This window comes from Brucella pecoris (assembly GCF_006376675.1).
GTDB lineage: Bacteria > Pseudomonadota > Alphaproteobacteria > Rhizobiales > Rhizobiaceae > Brucella > Brucella pecoris.
Genome location: NZ_VEWK01000001.1, coordinates 422,606 through 445,062, shown reverse-complemented (window position 1 = coordinate 445,062; position 22,457 = coordinate 422,606). Strand labels below are relative to the sequence as shown.

Sequence of the window (22,457 nt, the reverse complement as noted above, 5' to 3'; positions counted from 1 at the left end):
GGCGATTTAACCCGCCGCGATTTTCGCCATTTGTGTCATGATAACGGCAGCGCCGTTGAGACGTTTTTCCGGCGTCGGCCAGTCGCGGATGAATACAATGCTTTGATCCGGCCTGATCTTCGCCATTGAGCCCTGCTCGCCGATCATCTTCACCAGACCGACCGGATTGTTGAACGTCGCATGACGAAACTGGACGACGACGCCCTTCGGGCCAGCATCCAGCTTTTCGACATTGGCGCGACGGCACAGCGCCTTGATGTAGACGATCTTGAGCAGATGCTGCACTTCTTCCGGCATCGGGCCGAAGCGGTCGATGAGTTCTGCGCCAAATGCGTCGATATCCTGTGGATCTTCCAGATCGGCAAGGCGGCGATAAAGGCCGAGGCGCAGTTGCAAATCGGGCACATAGGCTTCAGGGATCATCACGGCGGTACCGATCGCGATCTGCGGCGACCACTGGCTGTCTTCCACTTCGCCGGAACCCTTGAGCGTCGCAACGGCCTCTTCCAGCATTTGCTGGTAAAGCTCGAAACCGACTTCCTTGATATGGCCGGACTGTTCTTCGCCCAACAGATTGCCAGCGCCGCGAATATCCATGTCATGGCTGGCGAGCTGGAAGCCTGCGCCAAGCGTATCCAGCGATTGCAGCACCTTGAGACGGCGTTCGGCCATCTGTGTCAGCATCTTGCCCGCCGGAAGCGTGAAGAGCGCGAAGGCGCGTTGCTTGGAGCGTCCGACACGGCCGCGGAGCTGATAGAGCTGTGACAGACCGAACATGTCGGCACGATGTACGATCATCGTGTTCGCAGTCGGAATATCGAGGCCGGATTCCACGATCGTCGTGGAAAGCAGCACGTCGTACTGGCCGTCATAGAAGGCGTTCATAATGTCATCGAGCACGCCCGGCGCCATCTGGCCATGTGCGACGGCGACTTTCAGTTCCGGCACGTGTTCTTTCAGGAATTCTTCGATATCCCCCAGATCGGAAATACGCGGGCAAACATAGAAGCTCTGGCCGCCGCGATAGCGCTCGCGCAGCAGTGTTTCTCGAATGACAAGCGGATCGAACGGTGAAACGAAGGTACGGACCGCCATGCGATCCACCGGCGGCGTGGTGATCAGCGACAGTTCGCGAACGCCGGTCAGTGCAAGCTGCAATGTGCGCGGGATCGGCGTTGCCGACAAGGTCAGCACATGCACATCGGATTTCAGTTCCTTGAGCCGTTCCTTGTGTTTTACACCAAAATGCTGTTCCTCATCGATGATGAGCAGGCCGAGATTCTTGAACTTGATCGAGTTGCCGAGCAGCGCATGAGTGCCGACCACAATATCGACAGTGCCCTCTTCCAAACCTTTCTTGGTCGCAGCCAGTTCCTTGGTGCCGACCAGCCGCGAAGCATGGGCAACATTGATCGGCAGGCCGTGAAAGCGCTTGGAGAAGGTCTTGAAATGCTGGCGCGACAGAAGCGTCGTCGGCACGACGACCGCCACCTGAACACCATTGAGAGCTGCGATGAAAGCGGCGCGTAGCGCCACTTCCGTCTTACCGAAACCAACGTCGCCGCAGATCAGGCGATCCATCGGCTTGCCTGCCGCAAGATCATCCGCGACGGCTTCAATGGCCGTCATCTGGTCTTCGGTCTCGTCATATGGAAAACGCGCGGAGAATTCAGCATAGAGCCCATCCGGCGGCGTCATCACCGGCGCGCCGCGCATCTGGCGCTCGGCAGCAATCTGGATCAGATGGCCAGCAATCTCAAGCAACCGCTTCTTGAGCTTAGCCTTGCGCATTTGCCATGCGCCGCCACCAAGCTTGTCAAGAACCGCATCGGAGCCTTCAGAACCGTAGCGCGACAGAAGCTCGATATTTTCAACCGGCAGAAACAGCCGGTCATCACCCGCATAGTGGATTTCAAGGCAATCATGCGGCGCGCCTGCTGCCGTGATGGTCTTGAGGCCGATAAAGCGACCAATACCGTGATCGACATGGACGACGACGTCGCCTGCCGTCAACGAAGCCACTTCCGAGATAAAATCCTGATCGCGCTTGCGACGCTTGGACCGGCGGATAAGACGGTCGCCCAGAATATCCTGTTCGGCAACGACTGCGAGATCACCGGCATCGAAGCCGCTTTCAACAGCCAGCACCGCAGCAGTCACCTTGTCACGCGACAGCGCCTTGACGGTTGAAAGACGATCAACCGTCTCGATCTTCTCCAGCCCATGCTCGTCGAGAACCTGCAACAGACGGTCAAGCGAGCCTTCCGTCCAGGCGGCAACCAGCACCTTCTTGCCGGAGGCGCGCAGATCGGCAATGTGCTTCACCGCTGCCTCGAACAGGTTCACGTCGGTTGCAGCACGTTCCTCGGCAAAGTTGCGGCCCTTATGCGCATCGGCATGAACAATGGTGCGGTTCGATGCTTCCGGAGCGCCAAAGGGCGTGAGGTCTATGCGAAGCCTACTCGCCTGTACGGCATCCTCGACCGCTTGCGGCGTGAGATAGAGTGTCTCCGGCTTGACTGGCTTATAGGGAACGGCATCGCTACCGGCTTCCTTGCCTTCGGCCTGACGCAGCCGGGCCTCGTAATGGTCCACCACCATGGTGTGGCGCTCGGTCAGCGCTTCATGCACCAGATGGTCGAACACCACTGGCATACCGCCCGCATGGTCGAAAACTGTTTCCAGATGATCGTAGAACAGCGGCAGCCAGTGTTCCATACCGGCAAAACGGCGGCCTTCGCTGATCGCCTGATACAGTGCATCGTCACGCTGCGGCGCGCCGAACATCGCCACGTAATTCTTGCGGAAACGGCTGATCATATCCGGCGAGAGCGTGATTTCGCTCATCGGCTGAAGCACAAATTCCTTGCGTGTGCCCGTGGTGCGCTGCGAAGCGGGATCAAAGGCGCGTATCGTTTCCAGCGTATCGCCGAAAAAATCAAGCCGCAGCGGCTCTTCCGCGCCGGGAGCGTAAAGATCGAGAATACCGCCACGCACAGCGAATTCGCCAATATCGCGCACGGTTGACACACGCTCGAAGCCGTTGCGCTCTAGCCTTGAAGCCAGATCGTTCATATCAAGCTGGTTGCCCGGACGCGCCGAAATCACCTGTTCGGCAATTGCCGCCTGTGGCGGCAGTTTTTGCAGCACGGCATTGGCCGTGGTGAGAACAATGGCGGGATGCGGTGTCTTCTTGAGTGCCGCCAAAGCACCAAGCGCAGTCAGCCTGCGCGCCGATGCGTCGGCACCCGGCGATACACGGTCATAGGGTAAGCAATCCCAGGCAGGCAGATGCAGCACCGGCATGTCGGGTGCGACAAAGCTTAACACCTGCTCCAGATCGGCAATGCGCTGCCCGTCGCGCACGATATACATGATAGGCCCGCGTTCACCGATCTCATCCGCCAGACGCGCGAGACAGAACGCCTCGAAGCCATCGGCAACACCATCAATGACGATGTGGCGTCCGACTTTCGTATCCGTACTGGGCTTGAGACCAAATTTGCTGAAAACGGGCATGGATTTTTTTAAAACTCTATGCGGTCACGGAAAGCGACGATATCGCGGAAAAGCGGCGTGTCATGTTCTGCTGGGATAGGGCTTTCACCTGTCACCCATTTGAGAAGATCACGGTCCAGCACTTCCAGAATTTGTTCGAATTCATCCAACTGGGCATCGGTGAAGCTGGCAATATACTCATCCGCATATTGGCCCAAAATCAAATCCATCTCGCGCATGCCGCGATGCCAGGCGCGAAACAAAAGCTTGCGACGCCGTACATCCAGATTTCCCGTCGCAAGTGTGCTGCCAGTCATGTCGGAACCGCTCCATTTATTCAAATCGCTGCCGGTATATAGCATCTGGGACCGAACAGGGAACCTGTTTATCAGGCAAGAACAAAAAGAGCACGAAAAGATGATGGCTCAGGCTTGCACCTGACAGCGAAGCAGTTAATGCTCGCCGCCATGCGTCCATCCATGCTCGATCCGTTTTTTGCTTCCGTCCGTTCGCTTTCTGGCATTGGCCCGAAGGTGGCGGTTTTGCTTGGTAAACTTCTGGGCACCGAAGTGCCCGGCGCGGAACCGAAAGTCGGCCAGCTTCTGTTCCTGCCGCCGAACAGCGTCATCGACCGGCGCAACCGCCCCGGCATTGCGCTGGCGCAGGAAGTCGCCATTGTGACGCTGGAAGTGGTGGTCGATCAACACCAGCCCCCACCGCCCGGCAGAGGAAATGTCCCGCATCGCGTCTTCGCCCACGACGACACCGGAGAGATTGCGCTGACTTTCTTCCATGCGCAATTGCCATGGCTGCACAAGATGCTACCCGAAGGCGAAACCGTCATCGTGTCCGGCAAGGTGGAATGGTTCAACGGGCGCGCCTCCATGGTGCATCCGGACTATATTGCGAGTATCGAAGATGCCGCCAATCTGCCGATGGTCGAGCCGGTCTATCCGCTGACGGCTGGCCTCTCGCCAAAAACACTGGGGCGAGCCGTCAAGGAAGCGCTGACACGCGTTCCCCCTCTACCGGAATGGATAGACGGCCCGTTATTGGCGCGCGAGCGTTTTCCAGGCTTCCAGGATGCACTCAACACTTTGCACCAGCCGGAAGATCCGTCCGACATTGCGCTTGAAGGCATCACGCGGCGCAGGCTGGCTTATGATGAATTTCTGGCTGGCCAACTCGCCCTTGCCCTCGTGCGTGCCAAGACACGCCGATTGTCGGGTCGTCCGCTGGACGGCAACGGGCGTATCGTAACCGAGATCATGCGCCACCTGCCCTATCGTTTGACCAAGGGACAGGATCAGGCCGTTCGCGAAATCATCGCAGACCTCAAATCACCGGAGCGCATGTTGCGGCTTTTGCAGGGCGATGTCGGATCGGGCAAAACGGTGGTGGGTCTGCTCTCCATGGCACATGCTGCGGAATCCGGCGGACAATCCGCCCTCATGGCGCCGACCGAAGTGCTTGCTCGTCAGCATTTCGCGACCATCGCGCCGCTTGCCGAAAAAGCCGGGCTGAAAGCCGCCCTACTGACTGGCCGCGAAAAAGGTCGCGACCGGAATGCCGTGCTGGAAGGCTTGAAGAATGGCGAGATCGATATTGTCATCGGCACGCACGCCCTGTTTCAGGAAAAGGTTGAGTATCACGACCTCGTTCTAGTCATCATCGACGAGCAGCACCGCTTCGGCGTGCATCAACGCCTGATGCTGACCGCAAAGGGCTCGGCCCCCGATATGCTGGTGATGACAGCAACCCCAATCCCGCGCACGCTGGTTCTGACCGCCTTCGGTGACATGGACGTTTCCAAGCTGACCGAAAAGCCCGCCGGACGCCAGCCGATTACGACAGCCATTCTGCCGATGGAGCGCATGGGTGAACTGGTGGAGCGCATCCGTAAAGCGGTGCAGGAAGGCCAGAAAGTCTACTGGATTTGCCCCTTGGTGGAAGAATCCGAACTCGTTGAGCTGACATCGGCGGAAGAGCGGTTTGAAAGCCTCAAATCCGCCTTCGGCGACCGCATCGGTCTTATCCATGGCCGCATGAGCGGCACCGAAAAGGACGAAGCCATGCGTGCCTTCAAGGAGGGCGAAACACGGCTTCTGGTTGCGACTACCGTTATTGAAGTCGGTGTGGACGTGCCCGATGCAACTATCATCGTCATCGAACATGCCGAGCGGTTCGGCCTGTCGCAATTGCACCAGTTGCGCGGGCGCGTGGGACGCGGCGACAAACCATCCACCTGCCTCCTGCTTTACAAGGGGCCACTGGGCGAAATCGGTCAAGCGCGACTGAAAGTGATGCGCGAAACGGAAGACGGTTTCCGTATCGCAGAGGAGGATCTGAAATTGCGCGGCGAAGGTGAGTTGCTCGGCACCCGCCAGTCCGGCACGCCGGGCTTCCGCCTTGCATCCATCGAAGCGCATGGCGATCTTCTGGAAATCGCCCGCAAGGACGCCCGCTATGTTTTGACCAGCGATCCCGATCTGGAATCCGAGCGTGGTCAGGCGTTGCGTGTGCTGCTCTATCTGTTTGGACGCGATGAGGCGATACGGCTGCTTCGAGCTGGATAAAAAATGGCCGCTGGTGCGGCCATTCTATGAACTTATCAAGAAAATGCTGTAACAAGCTGATTTTATTCAACCGTAACCGATTTTGCCAGATTGCGGGGCTGATCGACATCTGTGCCCATCAGGACAGCAGTGTGATAGGCCAGCATCTGGATCGGCAGTGCATAGACAAGCGGCGTGATGAATTCCGGTACATCCGGCAGAACGATGGTTGCCATCGTATCGACGCTGGCGCTTGCTGCCCCCTTCTTGTCGGTGATCAGAATGATGCGACCACCGCGTGCTGCGACTTCCTGCATGTTGGAGACGGTCTTTTCATAAAGACGATCGGACGGTGCAATGACAATCACTGGCATGGTTTCGTCGATAAGAGCAATCGGTCCGTGCTTCAACTCGCCAGCAGCATAGCCTTCGGCGTGAATATAGGAGATTTCCTTGAGCTTCAGTGCGCCTTCCATGGCGAGCGGGAAAGACGTGCCACGACCCAGATAAAGCACATGATTGACCTTGGCGAGTTCATGGCAGACCGCAGCGATCTGGTCTTCCAGCTTCAGCACCTGATTGAGGAAACGCGGCGCTTCGGAAAGCTGGCGTACCAGTTCCTGTTCGCGCGCATCGTCAATCGTGCCGCGCGCCTTGGCGGCTGCGATGACCAGCGATGCCATGGCCGAAAGCTGGCAGGTGAAAGCCTTCGTAGAGGCAACGCCGATTTCTGGGCCGGCGAGCGTCGGGAACACGGCATCGGATTCACGCGCGATGGTCGAGCCGGTTACGTTGACGATGGAAGCAATCTTCAGCCCTTGCGACTTGCAGTAACGCAGCGACGCCAGCGTATCCGCTGTTTCGCCCGACTGCGATACGAAAATTGCAAGCGAATCCTTCGACAAAGGCATTTCGCGATAACGGTATTCGGAAGCGATATCGCTATCGACCGGCAAGCGCGCAATCTGTTCGAACCAGTATTTGGCAACTGAGGCGGCATAATATGCCGTACCACAGGCGGAAATCGTCAGACGGTCGATCTTGCTGAAATCAACGCCAATAGCTTCCTGACGCACCTTGCCGGTGGTGAAATCGAGATAGTTGGCAAGCGTGTGAGAGATCACTTCCGGCTGCTCAAACATCTCCTTCTGCATGAAGTGACGATGATTACCCTTGGAGACGAGCATATTGGCCGTCTGCGTCTTCTGGATCGGGCGCTCAACTTCGTTGTTGTTTTCGTCGTACACTGTCACACCCTTGCGCGTCAGCACGGCCCAGTCGCCATCTTCGAGATAGGCAATAGTGTCGGTGAAAGGCGACAGTGCAATTGCGTCAGAGCCAAGGAACATTTCACCTTCGCCATAACCGACGGCAAGCGGCGGCCCCTGACGGGCACCGATCAAGAGCTCTTCGTCACCTTCGAACAAGAAGGCGAGTGCGAAAGCGCCATGGAGCTGCGGCAGGCAGTCGCGCACGGCTTCAACCGGCGACTTGCCCTTATCCAGTTCACGGGTCACCAGATGGGCAACAGCTTCGGTATCGGTTTCGGTCTGGAACTTGCGGCCCTCAGCTTCGAGCATGGTGCGCAGTTCGGCAAAATTTTCGATAATGCCGTTATGAACGACAGCAAGGCGCTCTGTAACATGCGGATGCGCATTGCGTTCTACTGGTTTGCCATGTGTTGCCCAGCGCGTATGACCAATGCCGATCACACCGGGAAGTGGTTCACCGGCCAGACGCTTTTCAAGATTGACCAGCTTGCCCTCCGCACGGCGACGGTCGAGCTTGCCCCCCTGCAAAGTGGCGATACCAGCGGAATCGTAGCCGCGATATTCCAGTCGTTTCAGAGCATCGACCAGAAGCGGCGCGACTTCATCCTTGCCGATAATACCGATAATTCCACACATGCATCTGCTCCAGATCTGGGTCGCTTGCTTTTGCCAGCCGGTTTAAAGATTCTAGAACGGAACGACAAGTCACGCCATCCTCGCTCGGGTCGTCAGATAGTCGATTTACTTCGATGAGGTTTTAGCCGCTTTGATGGCGGCATACTTCTCCCGCAGGATCTTGCCGCGACCTTCCTTGGTTTCCTGTCGCGCGCGACCAAATGCCAGCGCTTCAGCCGGAACATTGTCGGTGATGGTGCTGCCGGATGCGATATAGGCGTTGTCGCCGATTTCCACCGGGGCCACCAGCGAGCTGTTCGACCCGATGAATGCGTTCTCGCCAATGATCGTCTTGTATTTGTTGTAGCCGTCGTAATTGCAGGTGATTGTGCCTGCACCGATATTGCTGGATGCGCCGACAATCGCATCACCGATATAGGTCAGGTGATTGATCTTGGCCCCCTTGCGCACATCGGCATTCTTCACTTCGCAGAAATTGCCGACCTTGGTTTTTTCACCGAGCTTTGCACCGGGACGCAAACGCGCGAAAGGCCCGATTTCAGCCTTGGGGCCGACATTCGCCCCTTCCATATGCGAGAAGGAATGAATGAGCGCACCCGATGCAATATGGACGCCGGGACCGAAGAACACATTCGGTTCGATGATGACATCGGCCTCGACCAGTGTATCGTGACTGAAAAACACCGTTTCCGGCGCGATCAATGTCACACCGGCCAGCATCATCTCGCGGCGCTTACGGTTCTGCCAGATGGCTTCCGCCTCGGCGAGCTCCACACGATTGTTGATGCCTATGACATTGTCGACCGGCACTTCGATAGCCGTCACGTTGAGGCCCTTGTCATGCGCAATGGCTACAATGTCCGTCAGGTAGTATTCGCCCTTGGCATTGTCGTTTCCAACTGCATCCAGCAGTGCCAATGCCTCGCTTCCGCGCACGGCCATTAAACCACCATTGCAGAAGCCGATCTGCTTCTGGGCTTCAGTGGCTTCTTTTTCCTCGACAATGGCAACCAACTGGTCGCCCTCTTCAATCAGGCGACCGTAACCATGTGGACTGGCCGGACGAAAGCCGATCACCACGATATCTGCACCATCGGCTAAGCGCGCACGGGCGGCTTGCAGTGATTGCGCTTCAATCAGCGGCGTATCGCCGAAGACGATCAGCAAATCGTCATAACCATTTGCAATCGCTTCACGTGCGGCTAGCGCGGCATGGGCCGTACCAAGGCGTTCCGTCTGCTCGAATGCGGAGACCGAACCTGCGATTTTCTCGACCGCGCCGCGCACGTCTTCTGCCCCACGCCCGACGACCAGCGCAACATCGCCTTTGCCGGTCCCCTGGATAGCCTTGACCACATGGCACACCAGCGGCAAGCCCGCCACCTGATGCAGTACTTTGGGCAGGCTGGATTTCATGCGTGTGCCTTCGCCAGCAGCAAGTACAATGGAAAGGCAGGTACGATCTGTCATGGTGTCGTCCAGAAATTTGAGATGATCTTCGCTCATAACATCAAAGCATCTATGAAAACTTACGGATTGCCGTCGAACTCTAACCTAGTCGTCCAAGCGCCGGAAAATTTTCGAGCAGCCAGAACGAGAAGGATTGCATGCCACCAGTCAGGAACAAGACACCTGCAGCAACCAGAAGTGCGCCCATAGCTTTCTCCACCTTGCCGAGATGCACCCGGAAACGCGAAAGAAACCGCATGAATGCACCAGAAAAAAGAGCGGCAATCAAAAACGGAATACCAAGGCCAAGCGAGTAGGTCGCCAGCAATAGCGCGCCCTCACCGACTGTGCTGCTGCCGCCGGCAAGTGTCAGGATCGGTCCAAGAACAGGTCCGATGCAGGGCGTCCACCCAAAGGCGAATGCGAGGCCCATAATATAGGCTCCAAGCGGCGATGCTGGAGCATTACGTGCCTGAAAGCGCGCTTCGCGGGACAAGAACGACAGGCGCAAGATGCCGAGAAAGTTCAGTCCCATCAGTATGATAACAATACCGGCAACGATTGCTATCTCCTGCTGCCATGCGCGCAGGAAAGCTCCTATCGATGAGGCGCCCGCGCCAAGCGCCACAAAAACAGTCGTGAAACCGAGAACAAAACAGATTGCCGCAAAGGCGAGTGAACGGCGCGCAGAAGGTACTGCCACAACCGCTGTCGCTTTCTCTGCGCGGAAATCCTCAACACTCACGCCCGCCATGTAACACAGATAGGGAGGCACAAGCGGTAGGACGCACGGCGATAGGAACGACAACGCGCCCGCTCCGGCTGCGGTCATGTATGAAATATCGAGCACCAATACCTCTTTCAATTCATCAAATCACTTGCGGTTCGGCCCAACCGCAGGCTTATATAGACCAACTTCGGCTTTACTTAGAATATTTTCAATGCGGCATCTCGCTCGAACACAAGTTCGCCCTAAATCGAGATCATTGCGCGATTTATAATATATTGCTCCAACCGGACGATGTTCCTATGAGCCTTATTGATGATGACGTGCCTTCAACACCACCTGTAACGTCGACGAGACATTCCGGTTGGTTCAAGCGATACCAACATTTTCTGTTCCCGATAGCAGGTATCGCAATCGCGTTACTTGCGATCTATGTGCTAGAAAATCTGCTCCAGCACACATCTCGCACGGAAACACTCGCCGCGTTCCACAACATCTCGTGGACAACGCTTGGCCTGGCCGTGTTTTTCACGGCTCTTAGCTATGCCGCTGTTGCACTCTACGATGTCGTGGCGGTCGATACGATCGCGCCCAATCAGATACCGCGTCGCCTTGCTGCAGTTGCGGGGGCCGCGGGTTATGCGATCTCCAATGCACTTGGCTTTTCCCTGCTGACCGGTGGCGCTCTGCGTTATCGCATCTATGCTGCGGAAGGCGTTAGCCTCGCCGATATCGGCAAGATCGTCGGAACATCGTGGTTCGCGATCTGGTTTGCACTGATCATCATGGTTGGTGCCGCGCTTCTCATCGACCCACAGGATGTTCCGTGGCTCTCCGCCATCGATTCCCGAATCGATATTGTGGCAGGCATCGCCATTCTGGGCGGCATTGGCTGGCTGATCTACTGGCTGTCGCATGGACAACGCAGTTTCACGATTGGTTCGTTCAGTTTGCGCCTGCCGAACTCCAAAGGAGCGTTGACCCAGATATTTGCAGGACTTGTGGATGTGGGCGCCGCAGCCGCTACTCTCTATGTCCTCATGCCCGCCGACACTGTGCCAAGCTTTGCGGTTTTCGCACTGGTCTATGTCATCGCCATCGTACTGGGAATTGCCAGCCATGCTCCGGGCGGTCTTGGCGCATTTGAAGCAACGATCATTGCAGGTCTCGGCCTTGGCGGGAAGCCGGATGCGATTGCGGGACTTCTTGCTTACCGGCTTATCTATACCGTTATGCCACTCGTCGTGGCGACGGCAGGTATTCTCATATGGGAGATCATGCGTCGCCGCCATATGCTCGGGAAGCAGGCGCGCTTCGCCAAACGTCTGGTCGAGCCACTCATCCCCAGCCTGTCCGCCAGCATCATCTTTCTTGGTGGCATCATTCTTCTCGTTTCCGGTGCGACGCCGGACCTCCGCTATCGCGTGAAACTACTTTCTGACATCGTCCCCGAGTCCTTGATGGAGATGTCACATCTTGCCGCCAGCCTGGTCGGTGTAGCGCTGCTCATCGTCGCGCGCGGCCTGTCGAAGCGACTTGCGCGCGCTTGGGTAGCCGCACAAATCCTTCTCCTTAGCGGCGCTGCTTTTTCTCTGGCCAAAGGTCTCGACTGGGAAGAAGCGACGATTCTCTGCATTTTCGCCTTCACGCTTTGGGGATTCCGCGACTCGTTCTACCGCCGCCCGATTTCTGGACCATTCGACTTAAGCTGGAACTGGATCGCGACCGTCGGCACGACGGTGCTCGTCTCCACTTGGCTCGGCTTTTTTGTCTATCGCCACGTGGAATATTCCAACGATCTCTGGTGGGATTTCGCCTGGAACGGTAACGCGCCTCGATTCCTGCGGGCGACGGTCCTTGTCTTTGCCGTTGTTGCGGCGGTGGGCCTTTATTCCATTATCAACAGAACGGGACACCGCAGACGGAAGGTGGATTATTCGATACCCGATGCCGTGCCAGCTCTCGTCGCCCAATGGCCGCATACCGATGCCGCTCTGGCCCTTCTCGGCGACAAACAATTTCTTCTCGCCCCCGACAAGAGCGCCTTTGTCATGTACGCGCAATCAGGAGGCAGTCTGATCGCGCTTGGGGACCCCATCGGTAATGAGTACACGGGTAAGGAGCTTGCCTGGTCGTTTCACAGTCTCGCCGACAAACTTGCCTTGCGAACCGTCTTCTACGGTGTTGGCCCGCAAAGTCTGCCCCTGTTTCTGGATATGGGACTGATTGCACTTAAGCTTGGTGAAGTTGCCCGTGTCGACCTCACCAACTTCTCTCTCGAAGGTCCACGTCGTCAGCCATTCCGCTATGCCGATCGCAAGATCGACAAGGATGGCCTGACGTTTGAAATCATTTCGGCAGCGGATGTGCCGCCGCTCGTTCCACGCCTGCGCGAGATTTCCGACGCATGGCTCGATTTCAAGTCAGGCAGCGAAAAGGGTTTCTCTCTCGGTTACTTTGATGACGAATACATGAAACGTTTCGACGTCGCGGTATTGAAAAGCAACGGAGAAATCGTGGCTTTCGCCAATATGTGGCGCGGTGCGGACAAGTATGAAATCACCGTAGACCTCATGCGTTACATGCCAAATGTGCATAAGCTTTTGATGGACGCGCTTTTCGCAAAACTGCTGATGGCCAGCAAGGAGGAAGGCTACAAGTGGTTCAATCTCGGGGCCGCCCCTCTTTCTGGCCTGAGCGGCAGCAGACTGGCATCCCGCTGGAACCGCTTCGGCTCCTTCATCTACAAGCGCGGCGCCGATCTCTATCATTTTGACGGGCTGAAAGCTTTCAAGGAAAAATTCGATCCGGTCTGGACCCCGCACTACATGGTTTGTCCGGGCGGCCTTGAGACGCCGCGCGCCCTTCTCGATGCCACAACTCTCATCAATGGCAGCCCTCTGGAGTTCATCCGCAAATGAAGAAAAGACGCGTTCTCTTTACTGTGCTTGGGCTGGCGCTGGTGGCCGCTGCGGGCGTGTATGGCGCAATGCATACAGGCAAAATCGCCCGCCTCTGGACGAAAATTACCGATTCAGACGAACCGGTTATTCATGCCAGCGCCGAAAGGCTGTCCAATATCCCGGTTTATATGCCGAAGAACGATCCCGTCGGCCTGGCAATTCTGCTGAGCGATGACGGTGGCGTTGGCGACCGGGAAAAAAAATTCATGGATGCGATGCTTGCCCGGAATTTGATCGTCCTGCCTGTCGATCTTGGCCCTTGGCGCGCCGCCCTCGACAAGGAGGACGGCGAGTGCAACTATCTGGACTCCGATTTCGAAGCCATCGCCAAGGAAGCGTTACGCGGGCTCGATCTGGGCGTCTATTTTCATCCGGTTCTGACAGGTATTGGACAGGGCGCTACCATTGCTTATGCGGCAGCCTCGGATTCCCCGGACGCGACCATTGCAGGCGCTGTATCGCTTGATCCGGTTCCGGCCAAAACCCGTCTGCCTTCGTGCACGGAGAAGGCAGACGCCATCAAAGCTCCCGGTGGAGGCTTTACTTATGGCTTCAACGCAGCAATTCCAGCCCCCGCTCTCGTGATCGGTCCCACAGGATTCCCAGTCAACAATCCGGTTAAGGCCCGCCAGGAAAATGTCGCCGTACTTCAATCCGCGCCGGAATTCCCCGCGCGTCTGAAAATGGCCGTCGACAATGTTGTCGCTATGGCGGATCAAGATGCGAAGAACGAAGCTCTACCTATCGTAGACCTTCCCGCCAAGGGCGGGAAAGCCGACATGGTTGCGGTTTTCTATTCTGGCGACGGTGGCTGGCGTGACCTCGACAAATCCATTGGTGAATGGCTGCAGGCCCATGGCGTTCACGTCATCGGCGTGGATTCGCTGCGCTATTTCTGGTCGGAACGGACACCGGAAGAAATTGCCAACGACACAACGGCCATGATCAAAAAAGCTGACCCGACAAACAAATTGCCGGTCACGGTGTTGGGCTATTCATTCGGCGCCGACACATTCCCGTTTGCGTGGAAATATCTGCCCCCTGCCATACAAGAGCGGACAAAAATGATCGGGCTTCTCGGTGTTGAAACGACGACGACATTTCAGGTTTCCATCGAGGGCTGGCTCGGAATGGACGGTGACAAGGACGTCGTTCCGGCCATCTCTACGATCCCGCTTGATCGCGTGGTTTGTGTCTACGGCGAAGAGGAAGATGATACCGCCTGTACCGCTGCCGAGCTCAAAGGTATGGAAATCATGAAACTGGCTGGTGGTCATCATTTTGATGAAAATTATGAACCTATTGCTGCCAGCCTTCTGGAAAAGATGCGAGCCCGTGCCGGACTGCCCCCACGCCCGGCCAGTTGACGGCAACCGGAGCTGACGCCCGCCTTGGCGGACGTCAGCTTGATGCTTCAGCCAACAGCAGGCCTTTGACCCGCGAATTGCCAGCGCACAAAATCAATCACCAGGAACGCAATCAGACTGATTCCGACCAGCGGCAAAGTCCAACCGATAGTAACAGAAGCGATTGCAATCCCGATTTTCTGCGAGACAGAGAGGCGTTTCCAGCTTGCGATCAACGTTCTCGGCATTGATCCAGCAGGCGGACGCCGCTGCCACCAGATGCGATAGCCGTAGATAATCATCACAATAAGCGAAAGGCCAAGTGCACCCATCACGATTTGATTGGCCACACCGAACAGGACGCCCATATGAAGATCAATGCCCCAGCGGATTAATTTTGCGATGATGGGGAAGGTTTCAAAATCCGCACGACTGATAACTCTCATATCCCTTGGGTCGAGAGCAATAGTATCTACCTGTGTCGGCCAGGAACGGTCGTATTCACGCACTAGCCAGCCTTGATCTGATGAACGGGGCAGTCGGATCTCGACCATGGATGAATCGATTCCTGCCTGTCGTGCTGCCAGATAAACACCATCTACTTGCCTGACATAATCCTTCACATCCCCCGCGCCGGACGGCATCGGCATCGGCATCGGCATAGAACCATGGCCTTGATGTGCGTCATGTCCTTGCTCGGAATCTGTCACCTTGTTCAAAGCTGTCGAGACCGAAGGCGTAACCCAGCCTGCCGCAGCTCTGAACTGGTCAATTCTTCCACCAGCCAGTTGTGACCACGTCATACCGGTTGCCGAGAGGAATAGAAGCCCGACAGCACTCCAGATTCCAACCTGACCGTGAAAACGACGAGTGTTCAGGTGTATGTTTTTCGTTTGTTTTTGTTTTCGCCGGATATCCCGCTTCCGCCACCAAAGCAGTACACCTCCGAGCGCCGCGATCCAGAGCCAGGATGCAGCAAGTTCGCTGTAATAACGCCCGAAATCCCCGAGCATTAGATTGCGGTGCAGATAGTCGATTGCAGCGCGAAACGGCAATGTTCCACTTGTGCCATAGGCAACGAGATCACCCTTCACAGCCAGCGTGACAGGATCGATGAAAACTGCCCGGCTTTCAGATTCTCCCAGTCCAGGCTGGTTGAACATGACCCTTGTATTCCAGCCGAGGCCGGTCGAAGGCCTTACGGCGAAAAGTTTCGGGCCGTCCCCTATGAATGCCTCCGCCGCTTTCACCTGTTCTGCCAGTGGTTGCAAGGGTCCAAGCGACGCGGTACGCAACTGATCACGATAGATGTAGTTTTCAAGCTGTGGCGTGAGAACATAAAGTGTGCCCGTCACGGCTGCGATCAGAATAAAAGGGCCGACAAACAAGCCGACATAGAAATGAAGTCGAGTGATGAAGGCGTGGAAGCCGGAGGTCGCAGAACTCGCGGCATTCTTCTGTACCTGTATGCCAGCTTTTCCTTCAAGAAGCGTATTCGTCATGGAACCCTCCTTGAGCATGGAGGACAGCGCAGCGCGTGAACCGTGTAGTTGCGGGCGCAGCCCACCGCTACCACCACGATAAGATGATGATTTTGCATCGATATCTCCAAACGATATGAAATTGCCGTCGCGAAGCGGCGGCTTCTTTTTTCAAAGATCGTGCAAAGCGGGTGGACCTCTGGCCTGCGCAGCAGTAACAAACTGACCGGGTGGCGCACGAACAATCAGAGGAAAAGCAATTGTGTCTTTCGCCACAATTGAATCGAAAGACACAATAAATGGCTGCTCCAGGAGCCCTGTTCCGGCAGCACAGGCTGCCTGACACCAGGTCGAACAGCAATGTCTGGCGAGGTCTTTCAGAGGAACGTCGTCATCGGTCTGCGTCGAATGAACCGAGCAGATCACAGATGATGGACCGGCACTCCACGCAGCCATGGAAGCTTGCGCATATGCTGTTACCAGCCCCTGCAGAAGAATAACAAGCGCCAGCGATACGACCCAAAGGGCTGTATCCGACCGATCGCCAATAATTCTTCTACGCAAGGTCATGATGGCTCATGACATTCTTGCGGAGTAAAGTCACTGCGGCAAAGGTGAAATGAACTGATTTAGAGAAGTGGTGAGCGCGCAGGGATTCGAACCCTGGACCTACTGATTAAAAGTCAGTTGCTCTACCGGCTGAGCTACGCGCTCCCTAGAGGAGCAAATCGCCCCTGGAAGTGCGGCGGAACATAAGGGCGGCTTATTGATTGGTCAACACCATAAAATCAGGTTTCTCCAACATAAATTTAAAAAAATAAGAGTCTGGAGCAGACCGTGTCGTGCTGCGCCGTCATGATGTCGGTAAACTGGCACTTTCCACACTCGTTCAAGACTGACACTCTCGGCAGAGAAGTGATTCTGAAACGCCAGAGGCCCGATACGAGATCAGCCCAGCTTCTTCTTCTCCGTGCCGGGCCTTGCCGCCTGATCATGCTACGGCTAGTTTCAAGAAAACGATTTAACAGCGCGGTGTTTCATGTCTCTGGCTACCAAGGCATTTTCTCATTTCCGACGCTCCTTGTCCGGCGTAGGCATAGCACTCGGCACGTTATTCTTCGCTGCCGCACTGACACCAAGCCTCATTCCACGCGCCTACGTCATGCAAGGGATACTGGGAGGGGTCGCCTTCGGAGCCGGTTACGGGATCGGTGTACTATGGCGGTGGTTGTGGCAATATTTAGAATTGCCCGAACCTCGAAATCGGTTGCGTAGCCGGGTCAATCTTGTCGTCAGTGTTGTCTGTTTTGCGGTGGCTATTGCAGCGCTTTATTTCGCCGCAGGTTGGCAGAACTCAGTTCGCGCAGTCATGAACATGGAGCCCGTGCCTAGCGCATATCCAACAAGCGTGTCCGCTTTAGCAGTGCTGACATTTTTTGTTCTGCTGATTCTGGTTCGTCTCCTCATCCGCTTGGGGAGATTCGTCTCTGCAAAAGTACAACTCATCATGCCGCGGCGAGTGGCAAATGTCCTGGGCGTTACAATTACAGTCGTGCTCATCTGGACCATCGCCAACGGTCTGCTCATCCAGTCTACCTTCAAGATTCTGGACCGTTCGTTTCGGGAATATGATGCTCTGATCGAGCCGAATCGTCCGCAACCAACGGCACCCAACGCGACCGGTAGCTCTGCTTCACTTCTACACTGGAACGAACTTGGGCGGGCCGGACGTGAATTCGTTTCCTCGGGCCCAATGGCTGCTGATATCACGGCATTGACCGGTGAAATGGCGGTCGATCCGATACGGGTCTATGCCGGTCTGCAAGTTGCTGATACGCCTGAACAACGGGCGAAACTCGCGCTTGATGAACTCAAACGGCAGAAAGGGTTCGAGCGCTCGGTGCTGGTGGTCATTACGCCGACAGGTACCGGATGGGTAGACCCCGCAGCGATGGATGGACTGGAATTTCTGCACAACGGCGATGTTGCCAGCGTTGCCATGCAATATTCTTATCTTTCCAGTCCCTTGTCGTTGTTTTTTCAACCAGAGTATGGAGCAGAGGCGTCCCGAGCCCTGTTCATTACCATCTATAACTACTGGAAAAATCTTCCACACGACCAGCGCCCTCGTCTGTATCTCTATGGTCTGAGCCTTGGCGCAATGAACTCAGAAGTCTCAGCCGAACTTTTCGAAATGCTTGATGATCCGATCAACGGCGCATTGTGGAGCGGACCACCCTTCCCAAGCCGCGACTGGAAAGCCATGACCAGACGGAGAAACGAGGGAACACCTGAGTGGCTACCAGTATTCCGTGACGGTTCCTTTGCACGTTTCATGAATCAGAATGGTCAAGCGCCAGGAAATGGAACAGGCTGGGGTCCGTTGCGCGTGATTTATCTGCAATATGCCAGCGACCCGGTGACTTTCTTTGAAAGCCAATCGCTCTACCGGCAGCCTGACTGGATGCAGGAACCGCGCGGCCCGGATGTTTCACCGGAATTGCGATGGTATCCCATCGTCACCATGCTTCAAATGGCACTTGATATGGCATTTGGGACGACCACACCGATGGGACACGGGCATGTCTACGCTCCGGAACACTATGTCGAAGCGTGGTTGGAAGTGACCGGCGTTACGGGTTGGAACGCGGACAAGATCACAATGCTCAAGCAGTACTTGCGTCAGAAAATGGATGGAGAAAACGCCGAAGGCTACGAACAGCGCGGCGGATAAGCACCGCGCTGGTCTTTTGCTAGATCATATCGGTAGTCCGGGGATTACTGCTGTGTCTGAGAATTGTTCAGGTTCAGCATAGGAACTGCTCCATTTGGCAGCATCGTGCTTGGCAACCGACCATCCCATCGTTCAGCCTGCGTCAATGCCACGAGACCCGGATTATCACGAAGTGCATCGCCACGCGCCTTGATCGCGGTTGCTTCTGCTTCGCCTTTTACCTGTATCGCTTCAGCCTCCGCCTCAGCCTGCAGACGAACGGCATCAGCTTGGGCCTGCGCCTCAGCCCGGCGAGCATCAGCTTGGGCTTTTGCCTGTGTAACGGTGATTTCAGCCTGCACTTTTTCGCGTTCTGCATTCTGGCGGAGACGCTGCACCTCGACTTCGGCCAGCATGCGCTGTTCGATGGATTGTTCATAGGCATCCGAGAAATCAATGTTTTCGATCTGCACTGTGTCGATGATGACCGGGCCGCGCACACTGTTCTGGATCGCTTCAGCGATTTCCTGATTGAGACGGCTGCGTTCCTGAATGGCCGTCACAGCATTGAACTTGCCGAAGACCGTCTTGCTTTCCTCAAAGACGCGTCGCTCGACAAGACGGGATAACAGACCGTCTTCGCCACCATAGGTCGCATATACCTCTTCCACACGATCTGGCGGAATACGATAATTGACAGAAAGATTCATGGTAGCCGGCTGCTGATCGCGGCTGTAGGCTTCCATGCTGTTATAAATCGCAGCCTTGGATTGCACGGATATGCGTATAATCGAATCGATCAGTGAAATTTTGAAGCCGAGCCCCGGCTGCGCAACGCCGGAAACAGCACCATAGCGCAAAACAACGCCGCGCTCACCTTCGTCAATCGTGTACCAGGAACCAAGTACTACGCTCAGTATTCCGAGTATAATTACTCCGGCCAATGCTTTGGGTAAAATCTGGCGCATTCCGTCTCCTGTGGCGCTCGCTTCTGAAATGGCGAAGGTCGTAGCGTTTCAACAAGTGCGCCCCGAAACTTCGCCCCGAGCGCCTTTTAGAATGCACTGATATGGATGACAATTACTCATGGATACAGTTGCTAGACTTATTCCACAAAAAGAAAGCCGCCCTTAAAGGGCGGCTTCTTTGAATTTAACGGAATTCCATTATCAGTATGGCGAATAACACTGCTGACGAGGACCGTTATACGGCTGGAAAGTATTATCCGAGGCCCGATAGGAGCGATAACGATTATAACACCACTGGACATGCGCATTGCTGTAGCCGTAAGCAGGTGCGCGATAGACTGGCGGTGGCGGCGGAGCGGCAATCGCACCACCTATGATTGCTCCTGCACCAAATGCAGCAAGCGGATACCACCATCCGTCATTATGGCGGCGATAGCCGTGGCGATAATAGCGGTCACCGCGATAACCATTCCAATAACCCGGTCCCGGACGGTAAGGACGTCCGTGCCAACCCGGACGATACCCAGGCCGGTGTCCACCCCAGTGCCCATGTCCCGGTCCGCGACGCCAGCGGTCGTCACGGACCTGCTGAACATTCTCGTTGCCAGTCGCAGGGCTTGCCGCAGGCGCAGTTGGCATGACAGGCGCAGCGGAGACCGGAACCATCGCGCCGATCAGAAAGCTCGCACCGACAAGGCCGACCATCATCTTTTTGAAGGTGTTCATCCTGTGGTTCTCCATTTCAATGATGCCATTATTGCTGCCCGTTTATGAATGCACGCTGAATATTGCCAGAAACCATGAGCATACCTTATTTTCACCGAGCTATTGCCTCGCAATATATGGATTTTTTATCTGTCGTTTAACGGATAGAATGATACTTCGTTCTGGCTATTCCATTATTTTTGTTAGCAAATTAAGCAACAATCGGATAACTTGCGTGAAGTAGGGCAGCTTGTAAGCGTTTTCAGCGAGTGGGGTTTGCATTGGCAAAAAGAGTACAGCCGTCCGTAAAAGTATTGGGAGCATCCTTCTCCCAGGAAGCGAATCCTTTCACGGCGGCGGTTGAACTGACGCCTATGCCAATGCTCATCACAAATCCCCGTCTGCCGGACAATCCTATCGTCTTTGCAAACAAGGCTTTCCAGAACCTGACCGGCTATGAGGCCGATGAAATCATCGGAAAGAATTGCCGCTTCCTTCAAGGCCCTGGCACAGATCCGAAACATGTCGAGATCATCCACACGGCGCTGGACGCCGAACAATCAATCGACATCGATATCCTCAATTATAAGAAGTCTGGCGAGCCATTCTGGAACCGGCTTCATATTTCCCCGGTTAAAACCGAAGCAGGTGAGATTCATCACTTCGTTGCATCGCAGCTCGATGTGACGCTGGAACTCGGCAAATTGGTTGAGCTTGAAAAGGAACGCGAAACGCTTTCAATCGAAAAGCAGCGCAGTTACGATCAGCTCCAGTATATCATTGAGGTGGCGAATGTCGGTTTCTGGACGCGGGATTATCATACCGGAGAAATCAGTTGCTCGGCGGAATACCGGCGCATTTTCGGACTGACACCCGACGAACCCGTCAACTACGACAAAATCATCGAAATGGTGGTACTTGAAGACCGAATGATGCTGATCCAGCGATCTCAGGAATCTTTTGCCACTAACAAGCCCTTCAGGGTTGAGTATCGCATCATCAACAGGTTGGGCCAGGTGCGCTGGGTTGAAACCCGCGCCAAAGCACTCCTCGGCAAGACCCCTGCGCTTCTGGGCATCGTCATTGATGTCACCGAACGCAAAAAAGTCGAGGCAGATAAGGCGCTGGTTACGCGCGAAATATCGCACCGCTTCAAGAACTCAATGGCTATGGTGCAATCGATAGCCAACCAGACCTTGCGCAATGCCACTAATCCCCAAACTGCCAACGAACTGTTCAGCGAGAGGCTTCGAGCACTGAGTCAGGCCCACGACATGCTGCTCAAGGACGATTGGACGGGGACGACGATCAGCCAGATTTGTGAAACCGCCCTTGCCCCGTTTAACAGTACATTCGGTCATCGTATCCGCATGAATGGTCCAGCGCTTGTGGTGAGCGACCGAGTGACAGTTTCACTTTCGTTAGGCTTATACGAACTCGCAACCAATGCCGTGAAGTACGGAGCGCTCTCCAATGAAAGCGGCACAGTCGAGTTTGATTGGGAGGTCATCGAAAGACAGCGCGATCGGAAATTTCACATGCGCTGGGTCGAAAGTGGTGGGCCGACGGTCGAACGTCCCGCACGCCGCGGGTTCGGTCAAAGGCTGCTATATTCCGTATTGACCGGGGAATTGAAGGCCAATTGCGATGTGAACTTCGCGCCAAGCGGCCTCGTCATTGATGTACTGGCGCCCATGACGCCGGATGTTTTCCCGCAAATCGACACTATTTCAGGCACACAAACCGAGCCAGTATAAAAAGAGCAGCGAAACCGCTGCTCTTTTCTTTCTTTAATTATGCGGACCGCGACGGCGCGGCTCGATATAGACCCGATTACGATGACGGTCGCGATCGTGACGCCAGCGGCGATCACGGTCCCGTTCGCGATAATAACGTGGTGAATGACGATCCCATCCACGACGATCATCCCGCCAGCGACGATCCGTAACACAACGACCGCTCGGGGTGCGGACCATGCCGCGACGGCAGCGATAATCAACTTGAATAGCCGGGCCGGCGCTATCGGTCGCAATTGCCGGAATCGGAGCCGGAGCAACGGGCGTACCCGCTTCGGCGACAGCGGTAACCGCGAAAAGCGCTACAACTGCAGAAAGTAACTTAAATCTCATTCCGGGTTCCTTTCGA

At 55.6% G+C, this 22,457-nt stretch carries 15 protein-coding genes and 1 tRNA gene; 5 read left to right on the top strand and 11 right to left on the bottom strand.

Translation table 11 applies throughout. The features are described 5' to 3' along the window. Positions 1-6: 6 nt before the first annotated feature. Both mfd and FIB18_RS02025 read right to left on the bottom strand, forming a co-directional pair. A complete protein-coding gene (gene mfd, locus FIB18_RS02030) occupies positions 7-3,519 on the bottom strand; it encodes a transcription-repair coupling factor (protein ID WP_140019175.1) in 3,513 nt (1,170 codons plus the stop codon). A gap of 8 nt (positions 3,520-3,527) precedes the next feature. Continuing rightward, positions 3,528-3,815, bottom strand: coding sequence for an FAD assembly factor SdhE (locus FIB18_RS02025; protein WP_140019174.1), 288 nt, complete (start codon positions 3,813-3,815; stop codon positions 3,528-3,530). Positions 3,816-3,953: 138 nt separating this feature from the next. Between FIB18_RS02025 and recG the strand changes: the two genes are divergently transcribed. Continuing rightward, entirely contained in the window at positions 3,954-6,074 is a 2,121-nt protein-coding gene (gene recG, locus FIB18_RS02020; RefSeq protein ID WP_174977379.1) for an ATP-dependent DNA helicase RecG, read from the top strand. 62 nt (positions 6,075-6,136) lie between these two features. On the opposite strand, the gene glmS is transcribed toward recG, so the two are convergent. The 3 genes from glmS to FIB18_RS02005 form a co-directional block, all read right to left on the bottom strand. After that, a complete protein-coding gene (gene glmS, locus FIB18_RS02015; protein WP_140019173.1) occupies positions 6,137-7,960 on the bottom strand; it encodes a glutamine--fructose-6-phosphate transaminase (isomerizing) in 1,824 nt (607 codons plus the stop codon). Between the two features lie 105 nt (positions 7,961-8,065). After that, the gene (gene glmU / locus FIB18_RS02010; RefSeq protein WP_140019172.1) at positions 8,066-9,430 is read right to left on the bottom strand and encodes a bifunctional UDP-N-acetylglucosamine diphosphorylase/glucosamine-1-phosphate N-acetyltransferase GlmU; all 1,365 of its coding nucleotides are present in this window, start codon (positions 9,428-9,430) and stop codon (positions 8,066-8,068) included. Between the two features lie 79 nt (positions 9,431-9,509). Then, positions 9,510-10,241: a cytochrome c biogenesis CcdA family protein gene (locus FIB18_RS02005; protein WP_210296005.1), complete on the bottom strand. Its 732-nt coding sequence runs from the start codon at positions 10,239-10,241 to the stop codon at positions 9,510-9,512. Between the two features lie 197 nt (positions 10,242-10,438). Between FIB18_RS02005 and mprF the strand changes: the two genes are divergently transcribed. Next, the gene (gene mprF, locus FIB18_RS02000; RefSeq protein WP_174977378.1) at positions 10,439-13,057 is read left to right on the top strand and encodes a bifunctional lysylphosphatidylglycerol flippase/synthetase MprF; all 2,619 of its coding nucleotides are present in this window, start codon (positions 10,439-10,441) and stop codon (positions 13,055-13,057) included. Further along, positions 13,054-14,466 carry a virulence factor family protein gene (locus FIB18_RS01995; protein ID WP_174977377.1) on the top strand — a complete coding sequence of 471 codons (1,413 nt, stop codon included), beginning with the start codon at positions 13,054-13,056 and terminating at the stop codon, positions 14,464-14,466. Before mprF ends, FIB18_RS01995 begins: the two co-directional genes overlap by 4 nt. 47 nt (positions 14,467-14,513) lie before the next feature. Here the strand turns inward: FIB18_RS01995 and FIB18_RS01990 are convergent, their stop codons facing one another. The 3 genes from FIB18_RS01990 to FIB18_RS01980 form a co-directional block, all read right to left on the bottom strand. Next, complete coding sequence (locus tag FIB18_RS01990) at positions 14,514-15,947, bottom strand: PepSY-associated TM helix domain-containing protein (RefSeq protein ID WP_140019169.1); 1,434 nt, start codon at positions 15,945-15,947, stop codon at positions 14,514-14,516. Between the two features lie 150 nt (positions 15,948-16,097). Further along, complete coding sequence (locus tag FIB18_RS01985) at positions 16,098-16,496, bottom strand: hypothetical protein (protein WP_140019168.1); 399 nt, start codon at positions 16,494-16,496, stop codon at positions 16,098-16,100. 68 nt (positions 16,497-16,564) lie between these two features. Further along, positions 16,565-16,640 (bottom strand) — tRNA-Lys (locus tag FIB18_RS01980). Positions 16,641-16,965: 325 nt separating this feature from the next. Between FIB18_RS01980 and FIB18_RS01975 the strand changes: the two genes are divergently transcribed. After that, the gene (locus FIB18_RS01975) at positions 16,966-18,660 is read left to right on the top strand and encodes an alpha/beta hydrolase (protein ID WP_140019167.1); all 1,695 of its coding nucleotides are present in this window, start codon (positions 16,966-16,968) and stop codon (positions 18,658-18,660) included. Positions 18,661-18,704: 44 nt separating this feature from the next. Here FIB18_RS01975 and FIB18_RS01970 read toward each other — a convergent pair whose 3' ends face one another. After that, positions 18,705-19,607, bottom strand: coding sequence for a prohibitin family protein (locus FIB18_RS01970; protein ID WP_140019166.1), 903 nt, complete (start codon positions 19,605-19,607; stop codon positions 18,705-18,707). Positions 19,608-19,808: 201 nt separating this feature from the next. Beyond that, on the bottom strand, positions 19,809-20,333 hold the full coding sequence (locus FIB18_RS01965) for a BA14K family protein (protein WP_140019165.1): 525 nt from the start codon (positions 20,331-20,333) through the stop codon (positions 19,809-19,811). 293 nt (positions 20,334-20,626) lie between these two features. Here FIB18_RS01965 and FIB18_RS01960 point away from each other — a divergent pair, with 293 nt between their 5' ends. Next, positions 20,627-22,069 (top strand): HWE histidine kinase domain-containing protein, encoded by a 1,443-nt coding sequence (locus FIB18_RS01960; RefSeq protein ID WP_268898973.1) that lies wholly within the window; start codon positions 20,627-20,629, stop codon positions 22,067-22,069. A gap of 33 nt (positions 22,070-22,102) precedes the next feature. Here the strand turns inward: FIB18_RS01960 and FIB18_RS01955 are convergent, their stop codons facing one another. Beyond that, positions 22,103-22,441, bottom strand: a complete 339-nt coding sequence (locus tag FIB18_RS01955) for a hypothetical protein (RefSeq protein ID WP_140019163.1) — start codon at positions 22,439-22,441, stop codon at positions 22,103-22,105. Positions 22,442-22,457: the final 16 nt, after the last annotated feature.